Source organism: Xanthomonas sp. LMG 8993, assembly GCF_009835065.2.
GTDB lineage: Bacteria > Pseudomonadota > Gammaproteobacteria > Xanthomonadales > Xanthomonadaceae > Xanthomonas > Xanthomonas arboricola.
Window position 1 is genome coordinate 19,805 of record NZ_QVIF02000002.1, and the last position, 22,343, is coordinate 42,147.

The 22,343-nt window shown below is 66.8% G+C and carries 14 protein-coding genes; 6 read left to right on the forward strand and 8 right to left on the reverse strand.

The window, feature by feature from the left end; genetic code table 11:
- Positions 1-58: 58 nt before the first annotated feature.
- The 3 genes from DYQ94_RS03375 to DYQ94_RS03385 all read right to left on the reverse strand — a co-directional run bounded on the left by DYQ94_RS03375 (position 59) and on the right by DYQ94_RS03385 (position 3,830).
- Positions 59-1,129, reverse strand: a complete 1,071-nt coding sequence (locus DYQ94_RS03375) for an aldo/keto reductase (protein ID WP_126966891.1) — start codon at positions 1,127-1,129, stop codon at positions 59-61.
- A 251-nt stretch (positions 1,130-1,380) separates the two neighbouring features.
- Positions 1,381-1,710 carry a hypothetical protein gene (locus tag DYQ94_RS03380; RefSeq protein ID WP_164738958.1) on the reverse strand — a complete coding sequence of 110 codons (330 nt, stop codon included), beginning with the start codon at positions 1,708-1,710 and terminating at the stop codon, positions 1,381-1,383.
- Positions 1,710-3,830: a TonB-dependent receptor gene (locus tag DYQ94_RS03385; RefSeq protein ID WP_237474986.1), complete on the reverse strand. Its 2,121-nt coding sequence runs from the start codon at positions 3,828-3,830 to the stop codon at positions 1,710-1,712. Before DYQ94_RS03385 ends, DYQ94_RS03380 begins: the two co-directional genes overlap by 1 nt.
- A 365-nt stretch (positions 3,831-4,195) precedes the next feature.
- Between DYQ94_RS03385 and DYQ94_RS03390 the strand changes: the two genes are divergently transcribed.
- Positions 4,196-5,098, forward strand: coding sequence for a LysR family transcriptional regulator (locus DYQ94_RS03390; RefSeq protein WP_026064333.1), 903 nt, complete (start codon positions 4,196-4,198; stop codon positions 5,096-5,098).
- On the opposite strand, the gene DYQ94_RS03395 is transcribed toward DYQ94_RS03390, so the two are convergent.
- The 4 genes from DYQ94_RS03395 to DYQ94_RS03410 form a co-directional block, all read right to left on the reverse strand.
- A complete protein-coding gene (locus tag DYQ94_RS03395; RefSeq protein WP_126966890.1) occupies positions 5,090-5,869 on the reverse strand; it encodes a substrate-binding domain-containing protein in 780 nt (259 codons plus the stop codon). The genes DYQ94_RS03390 and DYQ94_RS03395 overlap by 9 nt on opposite strands.
- A complete protein-coding gene (locus tag DYQ94_RS03400) occupies positions 5,866-7,215 on the reverse strand; it encodes an MFS transporter (RefSeq protein ID WP_126966901.1) in 1,350 nt (449 codons plus the stop codon). The genes DYQ94_RS03395 and DYQ94_RS03400 overlap by 4 nt, the downstream gene beginning before the upstream one ends.
- A gap of 315 nt (positions 7,216-7,530) precedes the next feature.
- Positions 7,531-10,179, reverse strand: coding sequence for a hybrid sensor histidine kinase/response regulator (locus DYQ94_RS03405; protein ID WP_126966900.1), 2,649 nt, complete (start codon positions 10,177-10,179; stop codon positions 7,531-7,533).
- A 223-nt stretch (positions 10,180-10,402) separates the two neighbouring features.
- Complete coding sequence (locus tag DYQ94_RS03410) at positions 10,403-11,575, reverse strand: OprO/OprP family phosphate-selective porin (protein WP_016902551.1); 1,173 nt, start codon at positions 11,573-11,575, stop codon at positions 10,403-10,405.
- A gap of 286 nt (positions 11,576-11,861) precedes the next feature.
- Here DYQ94_RS03410 and DYQ94_RS03415 point away from each other — a divergent pair, with 286 nt between their 5' ends.
- Positions 11,862-13,208 (forward strand): dicarboxylate/amino acid:cation symporter, encoded by a 1,347-nt coding sequence (locus tag DYQ94_RS03415; protein ID WP_016902552.1) that lies wholly within the window; start codon positions 11,862-11,864, stop codon positions 13,206-13,208.
- A 198-nt stretch (positions 13,209-13,406) separates the two neighbouring features.
- Positions 13,407-15,716, forward strand: a complete 2,310-nt coding sequence (locus DYQ94_RS03420) for an NADP-dependent malic enzyme (RefSeq protein ID WP_024938976.1) — start codon at positions 13,407-13,409, stop codon at positions 15,714-15,716.
- 310 nt (positions 15,717-16,026) lie between these two features.
- Here DYQ94_RS03420 and DYQ94_RS03425 read toward each other — a convergent pair whose 3' ends face one another.
- On the reverse strand, positions 16,027-19,389 hold the full coding sequence (locus DYQ94_RS03425) for a GH92 family glycosyl hydrolase (RefSeq protein ID WP_126966889.1): 3,363 nt from the start codon (positions 19,387-19,389) through the stop codon (positions 16,027-16,029).
- 316 nt (positions 19,390-19,705) lie between these two features.
- Between DYQ94_RS03425 and DYQ94_RS03430 the strand changes: the two genes are divergently transcribed.
- Genes DYQ94_RS03430 through DYQ94_RS03440 form a run of 3 tightly spaced genes read left to right on the forward strand, consistent with a single transcriptional unit; the run spans position 19,706 to position 22,341 of the window.
- On the forward strand, positions 19,706-19,903 hold the full coding sequence (locus DYQ94_RS03430; RefSeq protein ID WP_016902555.1) for a zinc-finger domain-containing protein: 198 nt from the start codon (positions 19,706-19,708) through the stop codon (positions 19,901-19,903).
- Positions 19,904-19,913: 10 nt separating this feature from the next.
- Positions 19,914-21,026 carry a glycosyltransferase gene (locus DYQ94_RS03435; protein ID WP_126966888.1) on the forward strand — a complete coding sequence of 371 codons (1,113 nt, stop codon included), beginning with the start codon at positions 19,914-19,916 and terminating at the stop codon, positions 21,024-21,026.
- On the forward strand, positions 21,007-22,341 hold the full coding sequence (locus tag DYQ94_RS03440) for an O-antigen ligase family protein (RefSeq protein WP_126966887.1): 1,335 nt from the start codon (positions 21,007-21,009) through the stop codon (positions 22,339-22,341). The genes DYQ94_RS03435 and DYQ94_RS03440 overlap by 20 nt, the downstream gene beginning before the upstream one ends.
- Positions 22,342-22,343: the final 2 nt, after the last annotated feature.

Consider the following 22,343-nt stretch of genomic DNA (forward strand, 5'->3'; position numbering starts at 1 on the left):
TCATTGCACGTGAGGCAGTGCATCGCTGCCGACGGATCGTCCGTCGGCGATGCATCCATCAACTGCGTAACTGCACCTTGTAGGTGCCGTAGATGAGTTGCTGCGCCATGGGCCGGCCGATAAAGCGTTCCGGGAAGATCGGCGCCAGCGCGCTGATCCGATCCAGCCGAGCGAGGTGTTCATCGCTCAGGTTGATGGCGAGCGCACCGAAGTTGTCCTCGGCCTGCTGCAGCGTGCGCGCGCCCATCACCGGCGAGACCACGGCCGGATTGCGCAAGGTCCAGGCCAGCGCCACCTGCGAGCGCGAGGCGCCTAGTTCCTCGGCGACTGCACCGACCGCATCGGCGATCTCCAGCGAGCGTGCATTGAGATGCCCGGTCGAGGCGATCACGCCCTTGCGGCTGGTCGAGACCTCGGCCGCGTTGTCGTCGGAGAGATCGGCGCGGCTGTACTTGCCGGTCAGGATGCCACCGCCCAGCGGCGACCATGGCAGCACGCCCAGGCCCAGCTCGCGTGCCATCGGCAGCAGCTCGTGTTCGACGCTGCGCTCGACCAGGCTGTATTCGATCTGCAGCGCCACCAGCGGCGACCAGCCACGCAGGTCGGCCAGTGTCTGCAACTGCGCCACCCGCCAGGCCGGGGTGTTGCAGATGCCGAGATAGAGCACCTTGCCCGATTGCACCAGATGCTCCAGCCCGCGCATCACTTCCTCCGGCGAGGTGGTGAAATCCCAGGCGTGCAGGTACAGCAGGTCGATGCGGTCGGTGTCGAGCTGGCGCAGGCTGGTCTCGACCGAGCGGATCAGGTTGAGGCGATGATTGCCGCCGGCGTTGATGTTGTCAGGATCGCGCGCCATGGTGAACTTGGTGGCCAGCACGAAGCGCTCGCGGCGGTGCTTGAGCAGCGCACCGAGGATGCGCTCGGAGCCGCCGTTGGTGTAGTTGACCGCGGTGTCGATGAAATTGCCGCCGCGGTCGGCATACGCATCGAAGATGCGCCTGGCTTCGTCCGCGTCCGCGCCCCAGCCCCAGTCTTCGCCGAAGGTCATGGTGCCCAGCGACAGCGGCGAGACGCGCAGGCCGGAGCGGCCGAGCAGGCGATAGTGGTCCAGCGACAGTGTCTGACTCATGCGGTGTGTCTCCCGGTAGTGGCGTTGTGCGTGTTGCGATGCACTGTGCCGCGGGCCGCCGGGTCGGCGTGAGCCTGGTGATCCGGCATTCTTGCCCGATCGTCCGGACCGTCACCTCGGCATCGTCACGCAGGAATGCGCGCCACTGGGAGGCGATTGAGCGACCAAGACGCTGATGTCTGCGACTTCGCTGCAGGGCCCTTGCCCGCCCACCCTCGCGGGACACGCCGCAAGTACGTCCGTGTAGGCTCTTACGCGGCATCCATGCCGCGTAAGGTCCCGCGACGGTGGGCCGGCAAGGACCAGTCGAGTTGATTGGTGCGCATGGCTTTCAATAAAACAGCCAGCAAACTGTCTTGTGCGGTGGCCTTGCCGCTTGCGGGACCGTGTGGCGGCATGGATGCCGCCACCGAGCCTCCACGGACGGATTCACGGCGTGTCCCGCGGGCGGCGAGGGCACCGCGCCCTCGACCGCCCAGGCTGTTGACTGCATCTAAACGACGCAACGAATCGGCATCCATGCGCAGCAGCACGCGTGCGCAGGCGTATCGCGCGCGCTGCTGGCAATCACGCCACGCCATCAGAAATCCAGCGAATAGCCCAGCGTGATGGTGCGGCCGCGCCCGGCGAAGTAGCGCAGCGGTTCGACCAGGGCCGATTGCGAGTAGTAGGTGATGTACTGCTTGTCGAACAGGTTGGATACGCCCATGCGCACTGCACCACGCGGCAACGCGTAGTTGAAGGTCGCATCCACCAGCGTGTAGCCGCTGAAGCGCTTGTCGGCCTCGTCGAAGGATTGGCTGAAGGCATGCTGGGCCTGCACGAACGAGGAGAACTTCGGCGTCCACTGCGCCGACCACGAGGCGATCACCCGGTTGGGCGCCACGTTGAGCCCATCCAGGCGTGCGTCCAGCTGCCCATCGTTATCGCTGTCGTAGCGGCCACGGGTGTAGGCATAGGACAGGCGCAGGCGATGTGCCGCATCCAGGCGATAGCCCAGGCTGGCGTCCACGCCCTGCACGCGGGTCTTTTCGCGGCTCATCATGAAGGCGCCGTTGATCGGCACCACGCGCGTGCCCAGGTCCGAGTTGGACTGGAAGTAGCTCAGGTCCGCATCGAAGGCACCGCGCGTGAGGCGGGTGCCGGCTTCCACGCTCTTGGTCAGGATCGGCTCCAGCGTGCTCAGGCTGGCCACGCGCGTGCCCGGCGTGTTGATCGCGCGCAGCACGCGGCCCACGTCCGGCATGCCGAAGCCTTCGGAATAGCTGGTGAAAAAGCTCACACCCTCGAGCGGCGTGTAGACCAGGCCTGTGTTGTAGAGGGTCTGGTTGAAGTCGAGCGTGCCGCCTTCGACAGCGACCCGGTTGTAGCGCCACAGCGTCTGGTAGCTGTCGATCTGCAACTCGGCTTCTTCGCGGCGCACGCCGGCGTGCAGGGTCAGCGTGGGCAGCAGCTTGTATTCGCCTTGCACGAACAGCGATAGATTGCGGTAGTCCGACTCGGGCACATAAGTCCGCCCGGTGCCGTATAGATCCTGCTTGCCGGTGTCGGCCAGCAGGTCGACGCCGCCGGTGAGCTTGAGCCGGCTGTCGAGCAGGTCGTCCCTGGTCAGGCTGATCTTGCTGCCCCACTTGGAGGCGACCGAACGCGATTGGTCGTACAAGGTGCCGACCGGGGCGATGCGCGGGTCCTGAAACGTGGACGAGTTGTCGGCACCGAACAGCCCTTCGAATTCCTGGTTGAACACCATCGCGCTCAGCTGCATGCCGGCCAGATCGTCATGGGTGTACGACAGGCTGGAGGTAAGCACATCGTTCCAGGGCGCGGTGCCTTGCGGGGTGCCGCGCACCGAGCTGGTGGGCAGGCCTTGCGCGCGGTTGCCGGCGACGCCGATGTAGTCATTGTCGTTCTTGATGCGGTAGCGGTTGACGCTGACGCTCAGGCGCTGGGTGTCGGTGAGCGCGTAGCCGAGCTTGGCCAGCACGTCGTAGCTCTTGGACGTCATCAGGTCGCCCTGGGTGTTGTCGGCGCCGATCGGCCGGCCTTGTCCATCCACATACAGGCCCTGGTCGCTGTAGCTGGCCGAGAACAGGTAATCGAGCCTGTCCGAGCGGCCGTCCACGCGGTAGCGGGTCTCGACGCTGGTGGTTTCCGCACGCGTTTCGGAGGTAGGTGCGGTGGCCTGCACGTCGATGTGCTGGTTCAACGAGCCGTCCTGTGGGCGCCGGGTGATGATGTTGATGGTGCCGCCGGTGGCGCCCAGGCCGTTGATGGCATTGGCGCCCTGGATGACTTCGATGCGCTCGACCATCGCATAGTCGATGGTGTGCGCTTCGCGCCCGGTGGGGCGGATCGGATTGGACTGCGGCACGCCGTCGATCAGGATCAGCGGCGTGCGCCCGCGCAGGGTTTCGCCGCTGCCATTCATCTTGCCGCGGCTGGGCGTGTACGAGGGAATCAGGTTGGCGAGCAGGTCGGAGGAGTTGCTGGAGATCGTCAGCTGCTGCTGGATCTGCGCCTTGTCGATGATCAACACCGTCTGCGGCGATTCGGCCACGGTCATGTTGGAGCGCGAGGCGGCGACCACCACGGTGTCCAGCGTGTCGGTGACGTCCGATTGCGCGGACGCGGTGGCAGAGGCGAGCAGGCAGAAGGTGGCAACGAACGGCATGCCGGCCGATCCGGAGACGGGAGACTTCATCGGGCAAGGAACTCCAAGGCGCGGTCGGCACAGACGCAGCATGTGCACGGCAACGCGAAAGGTGAAGATTAAATGGGAATCATTATCGCCATTCTAGCAGGCGCGAGCGCCGCCACGCTGGGCATGCCGCAGCGTCGTGCGCTGCGAATGCGCGAGTTGGCAGCATCGCGGCGATGCCCGAGCCATGCGCCGCGCGTGCAGGTATCACCTGCGTCGGAAACAGGCCTGTGCATTCCTGCGGCGATGACCTCATGCACGAATGTTGCAAGCCGCGCGCGCCGCATCTGCACGCGTCTGCGCACGCAGCGCAGCAGGCAACTGTCTATGCTATGGCGACCGCCATCGAACCTCGCAGCCGCGGCATCGTGACCATCAAATTCGACCTCAACGATCTACAGGCATTCCGTGCCGTTGCCGAAAACGGCAGCTTCCGCCGCGCTGCCGAACGCATCCGCATCACCCAGCCGGCGCTCAGCCGCCGGATCGACAAGCTCGAGTCGGCGTTGAACGTCAAACTATTCGAGCGCACCACGCGCAAGGTCGCGCTCACCACGGTCGGGCAGGCGTTCATGCCGCAGGTCGAGCGCATGCTCGACGACCTGGACATGGCGCTGATGAGCATCGGCGACGCCGGATCCAGCCGGATGGGCACGGTGACCGTGGCGTGCGTGCCGTCTGCGGCGTACTACTTCATGCCCCAGGCGATTCACGGGCTGCATCAGCTGTTTCCGAAGATCCGCATCAGGCTGTTCGATGGCAGCGCCAGTCACGTCAGTGCGGCAGTGGCCTCCGGCGAGGCGGATTTCGGCGTCAGCTTCAGCGGCAACCTGGCACCGGAGGTCGAGTTCGAGCCGTTGCTGCAGGAGCGCTATGTGATTGCCTGCCGCCGGGACCATCCCCTGTCCGGGCGCGAGCAGGTCAGCTGGCAGGAAGCCTATGGCCATGACTACATCACGCTCGACAAGACCTCGGGCAACCGGCTGGTGCTGGACCGGGCGCTGTCTGCATTCACGCCGGAGCAGCCGAGCATCTGCGAAACCCGCCACGTCACTACATTGCTGGGCTTGGTGGAGGCCGGCGTCGGCATTGCCGCCGTTCCTTCGATCGCCATGCCTTCCGGCCCGCATCCGGTGCTGGCGGCGGTGCCGCTGGTCGAACCGGAGGTGTTGCGCAACGTGGGGATCCTCAAACGCCGTGGGCGGACGCTGACACCGACCGCGCTCGAACTGGCGGAACTGGTGCGACGGATGCCCGCGCGCTCACGGTGAGACCGGATCCAGGCCGGTCGCGCGCGCAACCGCCTGCGCGTCACCCGACTGCAGGTAGGCAAGCAGGCGCCTGGCCGCTGCGGGATGATCCGCGCTGACCGGCACGCCTGCCGCATAGCGCGTGATCGACTGCAGCGGTTCGGGGATCTTGCCGACAACATCCACGCCTGCCACCGGGAGCAGTTCGGCCATCTGCTGAAAGCCCAGCTGATAACTGCCGTCGGCCACCACCGAGCCCACCGGGATGCGTTCGATCTTGCGGCTCTTGGCCATCATCGGGTCCTGGATCTGCAGCTGCTTGAACAGCGTGGTCTCGATGTAGACACCACTGGCGCTGTCGGAATAGGCAACGGAATCGGCCTGCAGCAACGCGTGTTTGAACTGCTCGACGGTACCGATCTTCGGCTTGGGTGCGCCACTGCGCACCACCATGCCGATCCGGGAATCGGCCAGCTCCACCCGCGATGCCGGATCCACCAGTCCCGCATCGATCAGTTTCTGCAGCGCGCTGCCCACCATGATCACCACATCGGCATGCTCGCCACGCGCAAGCCGGTTGGGAATGGCTTGCGGCGTCTGCCCCATAGAAGGGCCATGCAGTGTCGCAACCTTCACCCTGGTCTGCCTGCTGTACTGCGGCGCCAGACGTTCGAAGGCGGCGGTGAAACCGCCGGAGGTCATCACGGTCAGATCCTGCGCGGCTGCGGCCGGCGACAGCAGGGCCGTGGTGACAACCGCAGCGAGCAATTTTTTCCAGAGAGCCCGCATCATTTCGCCGCTCCCGCAGCCGTATCGAGGCCGGTCGCTGCCGCTGCGTTGCCATGCCGGCGATACAGGAACAGCGTCGCCAACAGTGCGCACACCGACGCGAACACCAACCAGTACCCAGGGGCCGCCTTGTCGCCGCTGACATGGATCAGCCAGGTCGACATCACCGGCGTAAACCCGCCAAAGACTGCCGTGGCCAGACTGTAGGCGAGCGAGAAGCCCGCCACCCGCACATGCGCCGGCATCAGTTCGGTGAGCGCGGGAATCATGGCGCCGTTGTAGATGCCGTAGAGGAAGGACAGCCACAGCAGCGCCTGCAACATATGCGCAAAGCTCGGCGCGGATGCAAGGAACGCGAGCACCGGATAGGCGCTCAGTGCGCACACCACCGCCATGGTCACCAGCAACGGCTTACGGCCGAAGCGGTCGCTGAGCGCGCCGCCGATCGGCAGCCAGAGGAAGTTGGAGATGCCCACCAGCAGCGTCACGATCAAGGCGTCGCCGGTGCTGAGCTTGAGCACGCTCTTGCCGAAGGTCGGTGCGTACACGGTGATCAGATAGAACGCGGTCGTCGTCAGTGCCACCATCAAGCCGCCGGCAATCACGGTGCCGGCATTGTTCGCCAGCCCGCGCATCACCTGCTTCATCGTCACCCGCTGGGTGCGCTGCGCGAACTCCGCAGTCTCTTCCAGGCTCCGCCGCAGCAAAAAGATGAAGGGGATGATGACGCAACCGATGGCGAAGGGAATCCGCCAGCCCCACTGCGCCAGATCCTGCGGCGGCATCAGCTGGTTGAGCGCATAGCCGATGGCGGCCGCAGCGACGATGGCCACCTGCTGGCTGGCCGATTGCCAACTGGCATAGAAGCCGCGCCGCCCCGGCGTGGCCATCTCGGCCAGATACACCGACACACCGCCCATTTCGGCACCCGCCGAGAAGCCCTGCAGCAGCCGTCCGAGCAGCACCAGTGCCGGTGCCCACAAACCGATGCTGGCATAGCCCGGCACCAGCACGATCAGCACCGTGCCGCTGGCCATGATCGCCAGGGTGACGATCAAGCCCTGGCGACGCCCGACATCGTCGATGTAGGCGCCCAGGATCACCGCGCCCAGCGGGCGCATCAGAAAGCCTGCGCCAAACACTGCGAAGGTCATCATCAGCGAGGCGAATTCGTTGCTCGCCGGGAAGAACACCGCGGCGATCTGGGTTGCGTAGAAACCAAACAGGAAGAAGTCGAACTGCTCGAGGAAGTTGCCCGAGGTCACCCTCAGCACCATCCCCAGTTTCGACTGCCGCGTTGCCTCAAGGTTCGAAGTCTGCATAGATCGCCCTCCACGATAGGTATGCACGTGCGTCTGATAGGTGAGGCGATCGATTCTGGTGGAGCGGGCCGGCATTGATAATTGCTGCTTTCTCATCGACTGATGCGCGTTGAACATCAACCCGCCCCGGAGCAATGCTCGACTCGACCTGGCGGCGATGCGACGAACGTGGCACGCAGCAGGTGCATGCAGGGCGTCCGCGAGGCGTGGGCGTTTATCGATCCAGGGCGTAGAAACAAACGCTGTCTCGAGCTGCCGATGCGCAGATCGGTCCTGAGTAGTGCGCGTACTACCGCTCTGCATCAACTGCTAGGCCGCATGCCGTGCCGGCAGCCGGGCAACCTATCCGCGCCGCAACAACATCTGGGTGACCAGTGCGCGCAGCGCGGGCGGGCGCACCGGCTTGGTCAGGAATCCCCAGCCCAGGTCGAGCGCGTGTTCGCGCAGCGCCGGGTCGGCTTCGGCGGTGACCAGGATCACGCGCGGTTCGCGTTGCCAGCGTTGCACCAACTGCGGCAGCAGCATGGGGCCGTAGTGCTCGCCCATGCGCACATCCAGCAACAACAGCTCCGGCACCTCGTCGGGGCTGGCGGTGGCCAATGCCTCATCGGGTCCGCCGGCAAAGTCCACGCGGCATTCCCAGCGTTCCAGCAGGGCACGGCTGGCCTCGCACACGCGCGGGTCGTCGTCCACGCACCACACGCGGCAGCCGTGCAGGATCGGGTCGTTGGCGTTTTCTGCGGTGGTGGTGGTTGGCGGCGGCAATTGCCTGACGATCGCAGCGCGTTCGCCCAGCGGCACGGTTACCGAAAACACGCTGCCGCTGCCCAGCGTGGAACGCAGGCCGATGCGGTGGCCGAGCAGCCGGCCGATGCGCTCGACGATGGCCAGGCCCAGGCCGGCGCCACGATCGTTGGCCACGCCGTCGTCCAGGCGCCGGAATTCTTCGAAGATCTCTTCCTGCAAGGCTTCGGGAATGCCGGGCCCCTGGTCGTGCACCTCGATGCGCAGCCAGCCGCCGCGACGACGGCAACCGATCAGCACCCGCCCGCGCGGGGTGTAACGGATGGCGTTGGACAGGAAGTTCTGCAGGATGCGCCGCAGCAGGTTTTCATCGCTCAACACCACCGCGGACGTGGGCACCCAGTCCAGCAGCAGGCCGCGGTCTTCGGCCAGGATGCCGAACTCGCGGGCCAGCGTTTCCAGCAGCGGGGCGATGGCGAAATCGCGCACCTGGGTCTTCAGGCTGCCGGCCTCCAGCCGCGAGATATCCAGCAGGCTGTTGAGGATGGCGTCCTGCGCGGCGAGCGCGCCTTCGATGTTGTCGACCACGCGCGCGCTGCCGGCCTCGCCCACCTGTCCGCGCAGGACCGAGACGAACATGCGCGCGGCGTTGAGCGGTTGCAGCAGGTCGTGCACGGCCGAGGCGACAAAGCGGGTCTTGTAGCGATTGGCGCTCTCGGCCTCGCGCTTGGCCGCGGCCAGGTCCCGGGTCCGTTCGGCCACGCGGTGTTCCAGTGCATCGGCCAGCGAGCGCAGCTCGCGCGCGGCGTTCTTGTAACTGGTGATGTCGGCATAGCTGGTGACGAATCCGCCATCGGGCAGCGGATTGCCGCGGATTTCCAGCACGGTGCCGTCTTCCTTTTCGCTCTCGCGCATATGCGGTTTGCCGCTGCGCAGATGATTGAGGCGGCGTTCGATCGCCGCTTCGATCGGCCCCGGTCCGAGCAGGCCGCGGCGTGCGTTGAAGCGGAACAGGTCTTCGATCGGCCGGCCGATCTTCAGCAGTTCGGGCGGGAAGCGGAACAGCTCCACATAGCGCGAATTCCACGCCACCAGATTGAGCGCCTCGTCGATCACCACCACGCCCTGCGGCAGGTGTTCCAGACTGCGGCTCAGACCGGCGTTGGCCTGTTGCGCGGCGGTGACCACGCCATCCTGCGCGGTACGCAGTTCTTCGGCATGTTGTTGCAGCAGCGTTTCCAGCTCGTGCCGGCTGCGCTGACGCAACGCGGACAGGCGCCGCCGCTGCTGCACGAACAACCACAGCAAGGCCAGTGCCAACCACGCACCGGCCGCGGCAATCGCCGCGGCGCGGCCGGCCGCTGCGCTGGCGCGGGTGTCGTGCAGCAGATGCAGGCGCCAGCCGCTTTCGGGCACCTCCAGGGTCTGCCACAGCACCGGGCCGGCGAGCGGTGGGTCGCTGACCTCGGCCAGCACGCCACCGTTGCCGGTCTGCTCGATCAGCCGGCGCCGCAGCGGCAGCAAGCCCTGGTCGGCGTACTGGCGGGTGCTGCGCAATTCGCTGCGATCGCGCAGGCTCAGCGGGGCCAGCATGCGGTAGCGCCACTGCGGGCGGCTGGCCAGGAACACCACCGCATGCGCGTCGGAGGCCAGCACGATGTCCGGGGTCTGCAACCACTCGCGTTCCAGCGCGGCCAGCGCGATCTTGATCACCACCACGCCCTGCACCTGGCCGCCGGCATCGACGATGGCCTGCGACAGGAAGTAGCCCGGTTCGCTGGTGGTCATGCCGATGCCGTAGAAACTGCCGCTGCCATTGGCCAATGCCTGCTGGTAATACGGGCGGAAGGCGTAGTCCACGCCCACGTTGCTGCGCGCCGCGCGCCAGTTGCTGGCAGCCAGCGCAATGCCGTCGCGGTTGATGAGCGTCAGCGTGGAGGATTGGGTGACATTGTTGGCGCGCTCCAGTTTGCGATTGAGCCGCTCCACCTGCGCGGGCGACAACGGGCCGGAAACGGCCGCGCGCAGTTCCGGGTCCAGCGCCAGGATCTGCGGCAGCGTGCGATAGCGATCGATGCGTTGCTGCAGGGCCTGCGCGTACAGGCGCAGCTGGCGCCGCACGGTGGCACTTTCCTCGTGCAGGGCGTTCTGTTCGACAAAATGCCCGGCCGCCAGCATGGCCACCAGCATGCCGCCCAACACGATGGTCAGGGTGAGCAGCAGACGGCGGCGTTGCGAGGCGTACATGCCGACAAGTATGGCGGTGCGCCGATCCATCGTGCAGCCATCGGCGCAGTGGCCTGCGTCCATCGCCGCCACGGTGCCCCCAAAACGACGGCGGCCGCATCCCCGGAAGGAGGCGGCCGCAGTGGGCTGCATGCTGCGTGAGCGGCCAGGTTGCCGCGTTGAAGCGGTCAACCGAAGCCAAGCCGCGGCCGACCAGGCCCGCGTCAGCGTTGCGCGATAAGGCTTAGAACTGCACCTGCGCGCGCAGCTCCATCACATGCGGGGTCTCATGCACGCCGTTGCGCGTGGCATCCACCCAGCTGTAGTTGGCCTGCATCTTGAAGTGGCTGGTGAGGTACCAGTTGGCGCCGATGGTGGTGTCGTGCTGGCGCCCGCCGCTGACGCGGTTGTCTTCCAGATCCAGGCGGCTGTAGCGGGCGGTCAGCTCGACCGCGCCGTAGTCGTGCGCCGGCTTGATGTTGCCCGGTACGCCGCCGGCATAGCTGCGCGACTCGCCGGTCAGCGTCCAGGTTCCGTAGAGGTATTGGCCCTGCGCGATGTAATGCGGCAGGTTGTCGTTACGCGCCACCTCGGCGCGCAGCGCTTCGCTCTGCAGCGAGAACGGGCCGTGGATCCACACCGCTTCCACGCCGGCGCGGATCACGTGGTCCACGTCGAGAATGGTGCCGGTGTCGATCAGACGCACGTCGGTCAAGCCGGCTTCCGGGCGGGCACGCAGGCGCACGCGCGGGCTGAACGACACGCCGCGGCCGTCGCTGAAGCCGCGCGGGTTTTCCACCGAACCGGCCAGGCCCAGGTGCAGCACGTTGCCTTCGGCTTTGAACGGGGTCCAGGCGGCATGCACGGCCTGGGTGGTGCCCGGGTTGTCGCCCTGCAGGTCCTTGCCGCCGTAGGCGCCGGCCTGCAGCAGGTACTGCTGGCGCTCCAGCGTCCATTCCACGCCGGTACGACGGCCCTGGAACACCGCCTGGATCGGCAGGCCCAGTTCCATGAAGCTGCCAGCACGCGAGCTCTGCACCGCTTCCAGACCCACCGGCACTTTCATGTAGCCCATCCGCACGCGACCGTAGTCCTGACCGAACAGCGCCTTGGTCTCGACGCGGAAGAACACGTCCAGCCACAGCTTGGACTCGAAGTCGAAATACACCATGGCGTCGTAGACGCCCTTCTTCTTGAGGGTGGCGCCGAATTCCTTGCGGCGGAAGTCGGTGCGGTCTTCCAGGCGGTCGTCGCCGGAGAAATTGTTGTCGTCGTAGGCATAGTTGCCGGTCAGGCCGAGCTCGGTGCCATCCCCGAAGGTGTATTTGGTGGGCCAGTTTTCCAGCGAGGTGGCCGCATTGGCGGCAGCGGGCGCGGCGGCGATGGCCAACGCGAGAACGAGCGGATTGAGGCGCATAGGTGTGGTCTTCGGCAAGGAGAAGGGGCCGGGCGTCCTGCCATGGCGGTCGCACTGAACAGCTTCAGCAAGCGCGCAGGTTCCGGACGGCCAACAACACAGGAATCGGTGTCTACGTTAAACGGAATTAACGGCCGGTGGTGGCGCGGCTGAAGTGTAAGGCGACGTTCAGCCCGGGGACAGTGCGTAGTACCAATGGGCTATCGGCTCGGGCTGTGACGTACGGCCAGAATGCCCGCACCGGGTACCTGCTCAGGCACCCTCTATGTTCCCTCGGAGTGGCGTCATGCACATCAGCAAGCCTGCCGGCCCCTTGCCGGCGCCCGTCCCGTTTTACCGTCAGCTGTATTTCCAGGTGGTGGTGGCGATCGTCCTGGGTGCCCTGCTGGGCCACTTCGAGCCGGCCTTCGCCGAAAGCCTGAAGCCGCTGGGCGATGCCTTCATCAAGCTAGTGAAGATGATCATCGCCCCGGTGATCTTCCTGACCATCGTCACCGGCATCGCCGGCATGACCCACCTCAAGACGGTGGGCCGGGTCTTCGCCAAGTCGATGACCTACTTCCTGTTCTTCTCCACGCTGGCGTTGATCGTGGGCATGATCGTGGCGCACGTGGTGCAGCCCGGCGCCGGCATGAACATCAACCCGGCCGAGCTGGATCAGAGCGCGGTCAATACCTACGTGCAGAAGTCGCACGAGCTGAGCCTGGTCGGCTTCCTGATGGACATCATCCCGGCCACGCTGGTCAGCGCCTTCGTCGATGGCAACATCCTGCAGGTGCTGTTCGTGGCGGTGCTGTTCGGGATCGCGCTGGCCCTGGTCGGCGAGCGTGGCCGCCCGGTGCTGAGCTTCCTGGAAGCGCTGACCGCGCCGGTGTTCCGCCTGGTGCACATGCTGATGAAGGCCGCGCCGATCGGTGCGTTCGGTGCGATCGCCTTCACCATCGGCAAGTACGGGGTGGAATCTCTGGTCAACCTGGCCTGGCTGGTGGGGTCGTTTTACCTGACCTCGCTGTTCTTCGTGCTGGTGATCCTGGGCATCGTGTGCCGGTTGTGCGGCTTTTCGGTGCTCAAGCTAATCCGCTACCTCAAGGCCGAACTGCTGCTGGTGCTGGGGACCTCCTCGTCGGAGTCGGCGCTGCCGTCGCTGATGGAGAAGATGGAGAAGGCCGGCTGCGAGAAGTCGGTGGTGGGCCTGGTGGTGCCGACCGGCTACTCGTTCAATCTCGATGGCACCAACATCTACATGACCCTGGCCGCGTTGTTCATCGCCCAGGCCACCAATGTGGACCTGAGCCTGGGCCAGCAGATCACCCTGCTGGCGGTGGCAATGCTCAGCTCCAAGGGCGCGGCCGGCGTGACCGGCGCCGGCTTCATCACCCTGGCCGCCACGCTGTCGGTGGTGCCGGACGTGCCGGTGGCCGGCATGGCGCTGATCCTGGGCGTGGACCGCTTCATGAGCGAGTGCCGCTCGCTGACCAACTTCATCGGCAACGCGGTTGCCACCGTGGTGGTGTCGCGTTGGGAAAATGCGCTGGACCGCGACCAGCTCAAGCTGGTGCTGGATGGCGGCTCGCCGCCGCTGCAGGCACCGGTGGCCTCGACCGACGTCGTCGCCCCGATCAGCGCACGCTGATGCTTCCTACGGCCCTGTATTCCGTCGGCGCTGCCGGCGGGGTGCAGGGCCGTTTCCGCTTCCAGCCCACCCTGGCCGCCGCGCACGACGCGCTGCAGCCTGCGATCTTCCTGCCACGCCGACAGCTGCGCGACAGGCCCTTGTTCAGGCAGGAGGGTAGAATTCAGCCCTCCTGCGCCTTCGAGACCCACACAGCCGATGTCCAACGACGACTTCAAACAGGCCGCCCTCGACTACCACCGCCAGCAGCCGGCCGGCAAGATCAAGGTCACCGCGACCAAGCCGATGCTGACCCAGCGCGATCTGTCGCTGGCGTATTCGCCGGGCGTGGCCTTCGCCTGCGAGGCGATCGTCGAGGAACCCACCCAGGCCAGCGAGCTCACTGCGCGCGGCAATCTGGTGGCGGTGATCACCAACGGCACCGCCGTGCTGGGCCTGGGCAACATCGGCCCGCTGGCCTCCAAGCCGGTGATGGAAGGCAAGGGCGTGCTGTTCCAGAAGTTCGCCGGCATCGACGTGTTCGACATCGAGATCAACGAGAACGACCCGGACAAGCTGGTCGACATCATCGCCAGCCTGGAGCCGACCTTCGGCGGCATCAATCTGGAAGACATCAAGGCGCCGGAGTGCTTCATCGTCGAGCGCAAGCTGCGCGAGCGCATGAACATCCCGGTGTTCCATGACGACCAGCATGGCACCGCGATCATCGTCGGCGCCGCCGTGCTCAACGCGCTGGTGGTCACCGGCAAGAAGATCGAAGAGGTCAAGCTGGCCACCACCGGCATGGGCGCGGCCGGCATCTCCTGCGTCAACATGCTGGTCTCGCTGGGCCTGAAGCCGGAGAACATCCTGGCGCTGGACCGCGACGGAGTGATCCACACCGGCCGCACCGACCTGGACCCGGACAAGCAGCGCTACGCGCGCGACACCGACAAGCGCACCCTGGCCGAGATCGTCGAGGGTGCGGACATCTTCCTGGGCCTGTCGGCGGCCGGCATCCTCAAGCCGGAGATGGTCGCCAGCATGGCGCGCCAGCCGGTGATCTTCGCGTTGGCCAATCCCAACCCGGAAATCACCCCGGAAGCGGCCAAGGCGGTGCGTCCGGACTGCATCATCGGTACGGGGCGTTCGGATTACCCGAACCAGATCAACAACGTGCTGTGCTTCCCGTATCTGTTCCGCGGCGCGCTGGACGTGGGCGCCACCGGCATCAACGAGGAAATGAAGATCGCCTGCGTCAAGGCGATTGCGGCGATGGCGCGGCGCGAGGCCTCGGACCTGGGCGCGGCCTACGGCGGCGAGACCCCGAGTTTCGGCCCGGAATACCTGATTCCGCGTCCGCTGGACCCGCGCCTGCTGGTGGAGCTGTCGTCCGCCGTTGCGCAGGCGGCGATGGATTCCGGCGTGGCCACGCGCCCGATCACCGACATGGAGGCCTATCGCGACAAGCTCGGCCAGTTCGTCTACCGCACCAGCCTGATGATGAAGCCGGTCTACGACCGCGCGCGCGCCGACAAGCAGCGCGTGGTGTATGCCGAGGGCGAAGAGGAAGTGGTGCTGCGCGCAGTGCAGAACGTGGTCGACGAAGGCCTGGCGTTCCCGATCCTGATCGGCCGCCCGGACGTCATCGAGGCGCGCATCGAGCGCATGGGCCTGCGCCTGACCGCCGGGGTGGACTTCGAGATCACCAACATCCTCGACGACCCCCGCTTCAACGAATACTGGCAGTACTACCACGCGCTCACCGAGCGTCGCGGCGTGACCGTCACCGCCGCCAAGGAACTGATGCGCTCGCGTCCGACCCTGATCGCGGCGGTGATGGTGGCGCGTGGCGAAGCCGATGCGATGCTGTCCGGCGTGGTCGGCCGTTTCCACAAGAAGCTGGGCTACGCACGCAGCGTGATTCCGCTGGAGCCGCGGGTCAGCTCCACCTCGGCGATGACCGGCGTGATCAACCAGCTGGGCGTGTTCTTCTTCTTGGACACGCATGTGCAGGAAGACCCGACCGTGGAGCAGGTGGTCGAGGCGACGCTGCAGGCTGCATACCGCCTCAAGCTGTTCGGCATCGAGCCCAATATCGCGCTGCTGTCGCACTCCAACTTCGGCAGCCACGACTCGCGCGATGCGCTGAAGATGCGCCAGGTGCGCGAAGCCCTGCTCAAGCGCAAGCCCGAGCTCAACATCGACGGCGAAATGCAGGGCGACACCGCCTGGGACGAGGCGCTGCGCAAGCAGATCATGCCCAACAGCACGCTCAAGGGCCGGGCCAACCTGTTCGTGCTGCCGAACCTGGAAGCGGCCAACATCGCCTACAACCTGGTACGCGTGTTCACCGACGGCGTGGCGATCGGCCCGATCCTGATGGGCATCTCCAAGCCGGTGCACATCCTCACCACCAGCGCCACCTCGCGCCGGGTGATGAACATGACCGCGATTGCGGCGGTGGATGCGCAGATCCGCCGGCAGCGCGATGCCGAGAAGACCGCCAGCGAAAAAAATAGCGATTGAGATCCCCCACCGGGAGAACATCAAAGACCGATCGCTAGCGGCACCCCACGTGCCGCGCCAACGCCCCTCTCCCATCGGGGCGACAAGGCACTGCTTGCGCGCCACTGGAACGCGTGCCTTGAAGCGCCCGCGCCGCAAGCGGGCCGGCGCGCGGAAAGGGGGGGGTACGATCGCCAGCGCTGCTGACCTTGCAGTAAAACCCCGCTCCGGCAGCCCCCGTGCAATTCCGTCGATTGCGTGAGCGGGTGCCTGCATCCCGCAGTCACCTGCCTGCAGAAAGCAGCGCAATCAGCGATGCGAGACCTGCGCCTCAACGCACCGCAGGCTCAGCCCCCAGCAACTCGATCTCCGCAAGCTGCAGTTTCGCAGGTGCGCTGAATCGCAGCCGATACTCGGCATACGCACCCGGGGAGGCAATGCGAAACGGCCGCGTCTGCAATGGCCAGTCAAACGTTTCCTCGCGGCGCTGATCGACCACCTTCCACGCACCATCGGCCGTCCGCGCTTCCAGCGTCCATCCGCTCGCCGCAATCGCCGCGTTGCCGCTGGTCAGCGTGTAGAGCGTCGGCGTGCCGCGCGCCATGCCGCTGAACGTCAGTGCCGATGCCGATGCAACTGCAGCGACCGTCCCGGCATCGTCGTCATGCAGTGCCGGGACATCGCCACCATCGGCCAGGGTGATGCGCGCCGTGTCTCCGAGCACATCACGCAAGGGGGCAGGGCGTTCACCCGCAGGCGTCAGCGATGGCGGCGTATCGTCCGGCCCGGTGCCCCAGCGCGAGGGCGTCGGCCCCATGACGAAGTCCAGCGTCGCACCCCTGGCGATGTCTGCATGCGGCAACCAGGTCTTGCGCCAGGGCTTGCCGTTGACCTTGAGCGATTGCACGTACACGTTTTGCGGCGAATTCTGCAGCGCATTGACCGTCAGCGTCCCGCCGTTCGGCAAACGCAGGCTGGCCTGCGTGAACAGCGGCGAGCCGATCACATAGTCCGGCGTACCCATGCGCAACGGATACAAGCCCATCGCTGCGAGCAGATACCACGCCGACATTTCGCCATTGTCCTCATCGCCGGGGTAGCCCTGGCCGATCTCGCTGCCCAGGTACAGGCGCGCCAGGATCTCGCGGGTCAGGCGTTGCGTCTTCCACGGCTGCCCGGCGTACAGGTACATCCACGGGATATGGTGCGCGGTCTGGTTGCTGTGCGCGTACATGCCCATGCGCACGTCGCGCGCTTCGGTCATTTCGTGGATGGTGGAGCCGTAAGAGCCGGCGAACCTGGCCTCGGCGGTCTCGGGGGTGGCGAAGAACGTATCCAGTTTCGCTGCCAGACCGGCGCGTCCTCCATACAACGCGGCCAGGCCTTGCCCATCGTGCGGTGCGGTGAACGCAAACGTCCAGCCGCTGGATTCGGTGTAATCGTGGCCCCAGACGCGCGGATCGTACCGTGCCGCGTCCACGCGCCAGGTGCCGTCCGGGGTGCGGCCCTGGAAGAACCCGATCGCCGGGTCGAACAAGGCCGAATAGCCTGCCGCGCGGTGACGGAAATACACAGCCTCGGTCGTGTAACGCTCGCGCGCCGTGGCTGTTTTCGCCTGTGTGGCCAGCGCATCGGCCATGTTGGCGATGCCGAAGTCGTTGAGTGCGCCTTCCATCGACCACGACATGCCTTCGTGGGTGTCGGTATCGGCATAACCGCGAAAGGTCGAACGCGCCATGCCCTTGCGGCCGACATGCCTGTCGGGCGCCACCACGGTGGCGTTCTTGCGTGCGGCAACATACGCCTCGAGCGGATCGAAGCCCTGCACGCCCTTGAGCCAGGCATCGGCAAAGGCCACGTCGGAACTGGTGCCGACCATCAGATCGGCATAGCCAGGCGACGACCAGCGCGCCACCCAGCCGCCCGCGCGCGATTGCTCCAGAAAGCCTTGCACCAGTGCACCGGCATCGTCGGGGGCGAACAAGGCGTACGCCGGCCACGCGGTGCGAAAGGTGTCCCACAAGCCGTTGTTGACATAGACCCGGCCATCGCGGATCGGCGCAAAGCTGCGCACCGCGCTGCCATCGATGTTGTCGTCCGACCAGCTGCTCTGGCTGGCGTAACGCCAGTCCGGTGCGCTGGCGCTGCCGACGTTCTCGTGGCCGGAGTTGGGATACAGGTGCAGGCGGTACAGGTTGGAGTACAGCGTGGTCTTCTGGTCGGCGGTGGCATCGGGCACCTCCAGGCGTCCCAGCAACGCATCCCAGGCGTCCTGCGCACGCGCGGCAACCTGCTCGAATGTCGCCTGCGGCGCGATTTCCAGGGCCAGGTTGTGCCTGGCCTGATCCAGTGAGATCAGCGAGGTGGCAATGCGCATCTGCACCTGCCGGGTGCTGCCTGCATCGAACTTGATCCAGCCGGTGGGCCGGCCGGTGTCGCTCAGGCCGCTGGCTTTCCACGGCGTGTCGAAGCTGGCATGGACATACATGCGCGTGGCCCCGGTCGATAGCCCGCTACGCACATCGGTGTAGCCGGAGAGCGTCTGTGTTGCCGCATCCAGGCGCAGCGCGCCGCGCGCGTCCACATTGTCGAACACCAGATTGGCATCGCCCTGTGCCGGGAAGCGAAAGCGGAACAGCGCGGCATGGTCGGTCGGTGCGATCTCGGCCTGGATCCCGTTGTCCAACTGCAGCGCGTAGCGATAGGGGCGCGCAGTTTCATTGGCGTGCGAAAACGCCAGTGCTCGCTGTTTGCGATCGGCTGGCGGCACGCCGGCGGCCAACGACGGCATCACCTGAAAGGTCTGGCGGTCGCCCATCCACGGGCTGGGCTGATGGCTGAGCGACAATGCCTGCAGGCGCGGGCGATTGTCCGCATCGTTGTGTTCGTTCCAGCGATACAGCCAGGTCAGCGTGCCCGCATCGGTCACCGGCGTCCAGAAGTTGAAGCCATGTGGCACGGCCGTTGCAGGGAAATTATTGCCACGCGAGAACGTGCCATTGGACTGCGTGCCGCGCGTGGTCAGCACCCAATCCGACGGACGCGTTGCCGGCGTTAGCGGCACCTCGGCAAGCGCGATATCGTCGATCCAACCGGCACTGGTCGCGCCTGCGGGCGGCGCAACGTCCAGCTCGATCGCACGCACACGGCGGCCACGCAGGCCGGGCACGTCGCCCAGCCGCACCGCCTTGCGCGCCCATTGCTGCGGATACAGCGTCTTCGACTCGCCTTGCGCCTGCGCAGATAGCGCGACGCCATGCTGATCCCGCGCAGCGCTGGCAGACACGCGCGTGCCGTCGTCCAGCAGCAGATCCAGTGACACATAGGTCGATGCCACATGCTCGCCGCCCACACTCTCCGGCAATACCAGCCACGACAGCGTCGTATCGGCACCGATCGGGACATCGGCGGTAAACAGGGTGCGCCGCCCACCTGCGGCATGACCTTGATACCGCAATGCATGCGCACCGCTGTAGCCGGCGTTGGGCTTGGCCGCATATGGCGCGGCCGGGCCGGTACCGATGGCAATCTGCACATCGCCTGCCGCTGCGCTCACCGGCAACGGCTGCCCGGGCTCGAACGAACTCGAAAACTCAATCGCCGCGCTCACCGACAGCGGCGCAGCGCAGCCCAGGGCGACAACCAGCCGTAGCCACAGCTCACGCGGGTGCAACAGCACAACAGACGAGGTCACGTGGCGATGTCTCCTTAGGGTGCGATGCCGCAGGGCAGGTCCGGCCGAGTGCTGCGGGCGATCCGGACACGGGGCGCAGGCACGGGGCGGTGCGCCATGGTCAGGCGATGATAAGCGCGATGTCCGGGTGGGGTGGCGCTGCCGTGCCTGTAGGGGGCCAGGCGCTGCTGGATCTTTAGCATCTCTCGAGGTTGCCGGCGCCCGCGCTGGCGCCGAGACCATCGCCACCCGAACCGGCGTCACCCGCTCAATGGGCCGATCACCACGCAGGCTGCTAGAATCCGCGCTCTGCCTTTGCCTCTACGATCGTGCCGCCATGAGCCAGACCGCCACCGCGCCCGCCAATGCCGAATCGCGCTACACCGTGCATCGCAGCGATCTGCCGCTGAGCTGCCCGACACCGCAGATGGCGTTGTGGAACTCGCATCCGCGCGTATACCTGCCGATCGAAGACGAGCCCAACTGCGAAGCCAAGTGCCCGTACTGCGGCGCGCTGTTCGTGCTCGCCGACTGATCCTGGCCGGATGCACCGCCTGACCGTGGTGCAACTGCTGCCGGCGCTGCAGTCCGGCGGCGTCGAGCGCTCCACCCTGGAAATCGCTGCTGCGCTGGTGCGCGCCGGCCACCGCGCGGTGGTGGTGTCGGCCGGCGGTCGCCTGGTTCAGCCGCTGCTGGAGGCCGGTGGCGAACATCTCACCCTGGACATCGGGCGCAAGTCGCTGCTGACCTTGCGCCATGTGGTCGGCCTGCGCCGGCTGTTCGCCGAACTGGGCGCCGACATCGTGCATGCGCGTTCGCGCCTGCCGGCCTGGCTGGGCTGGTACGCGTTGCGCGGCATGCCGCAGGCCACGCGGCCGCGCTTTGTCACCACCGTGCACGGGCTCAACTCGCCCAGCCGCTACAGCGCGGTGATGACCTACGGCGAGCGGGTGATCTGCGTGTCGCAGACGGTGCGCGAGTACGTCTGCACGCACTATCCGCAGACCGACAGCGCGCGCTTGCGCACGATACCGCGCGGTGTCGATATCGCGCAGTTTCCGCGTCGCCCGCATCCGGATCGCCGCGCGCGCACCTGGGCACAGAGCATGCTGCCCGGCTTGCCGGCCGATGCGCCACTGCTGCTGCTGCCCGGGCGCGGTACCCGGCTGAAGGGGCATGCCGACGGTCTGCAACTGCTCGCCGACGTGCGCGCTGCCGGCGTGCCGGCCTGGTTGTGGCTGCCGGGCGCGCGCGAGCCGGGCCGCGAGGCCTATCTGCGCGAGCTGGAAGCCGAGGCCACCAGACTGGGCGTGGCCGAGGCGGTCGCCTTCACCGAACCCACCGCACGCATCGCCGAGGCCTACGCCGCCAGCGATCTGGTGCTGCAGCTGTCGCGCAAACCCGAGGCCTTCGGCCGCACCGTGGTGGAGGCCTTGTCGGTAGGCCGGCCAGTGCTGGGGTGGGCGCATGGCGGCGTCGGCGAGCTGCTGGCCGAGTTGCAACCCGGCGGCGCGGTGCCGGCCTTCGATGCCGCTGCCTTGCGCACCCAGGCGCTTCATTTGCTGCAGCAGGCGCCGACAGCGCCCGCCGTGCTTCCCTATACGTTGCAAGCCATGCAAGCGGCCACCCTGAAGGTCTATGACGAACTCCGCCGCTGAGGCCATCCCTCCCGCGTCCGTGCTGACGCCCGATGCCGGTCGCTGGGCGCCGCTGTGGGTGATCCTGTTCGTGGCCCTGTGGCCCACGCCCGGGCTGGCCGAGACGGTGTTGTCGCTGGGCGCGCTGTTTGCGGCGTATCGCCTGCTGCATGCGCGCTTCCGCGGCGGCACCCGGCTGCTCAGCGGTGCGGCCTGGGCGCTGACCACTGTGTTGTTCTTCGCGTACTGGTTGCCGCAGATGCTGTCGGCGTTCGATGCGGTGGACGTGGGCCGCGCGCTGCGCAAGTCGGCCACCGATCTGCGCTATCTGCCTTTCATGTGGTTGTGCGCGATCGCGGTGGCCAATGCGCAGCGGCGTCGGCGCACCTTCACCGGCCTGGCAGTGATCGGCGCGGTGTGGACGCTGGATGCGCTGCTGCAGGCCGCGTTCGGCAACAGCCCGTTGTTCTTCGGCCTGGATCAGATCAAGCAGCTGATCAGCGGGCATGGCCTGTGCACGCCGCAGGAGCTGGCCCTGGTCGACCGCCTCAGCGGCGTGCTGGGGCCGTGCAACCTCAAGTTCGGCCAGACCCTGGCCAGCCTGTCGCCCTTCCTGTTGCTGGCGCTGGGCCGGCGCCATGCCTGGGCCTGGGCAGGCGCTGCGGCGGCGGTCGGGGTGGTGTTGGTGCTGGCCGGTTCGCGGGCGTCGTGGATCACCTATGGCGTGATCGTGCTGTTGTCCGGCTGGCAGTTGCTGGGTGGCCGTCGCCTGCTGGGAGTGGCGCTGATCGGCGCGCTGCTGGCGGCCGGCGTGGTGGCGGTGGCGCCGCAGGCGCGCGAGCGCATCCAGCGCACCGCCCTGGCCTTCAGCGATGGCGAGCAGGGCGTCGACCAGGCCCTGTCCGGGCGTGCGCAGATCTGGGGCGCGGCGCTGTGCATGATCCGCGCGCATCCGCTCAATGGCGTGGGCGCTCGCGGATTTCGGCAGGCGTATCCGGCCTGCAATCCGGCCCCCGCGCAGGCGCCGGCATGGGGCGACGGGCCGGCCTTCCATGCGCACCAGATCGTGCTGGAAATCCTGGCCGAAACCGGGGTGATCGGTTTGCTGCTGTGGCTGGCCGGTGCGGCCCAGGCCTGGCGCGCGTGGCGCTATTCCAGCCTGGCCGCGCGCGCGCAGGCACGCCCGGCAATGATCGCGCTGGTGGCAACCGTGTTCCCGCTCAATACGCATCTGGCGTTCTATTCCAGCTTCTGGGGCGGGCTGAGCCTGATGCTGGCCGGCCTGTATGCCGGTGCCTTGCTCAACGACGACGCAGATCAGCCCCTGCCGCGCTGACT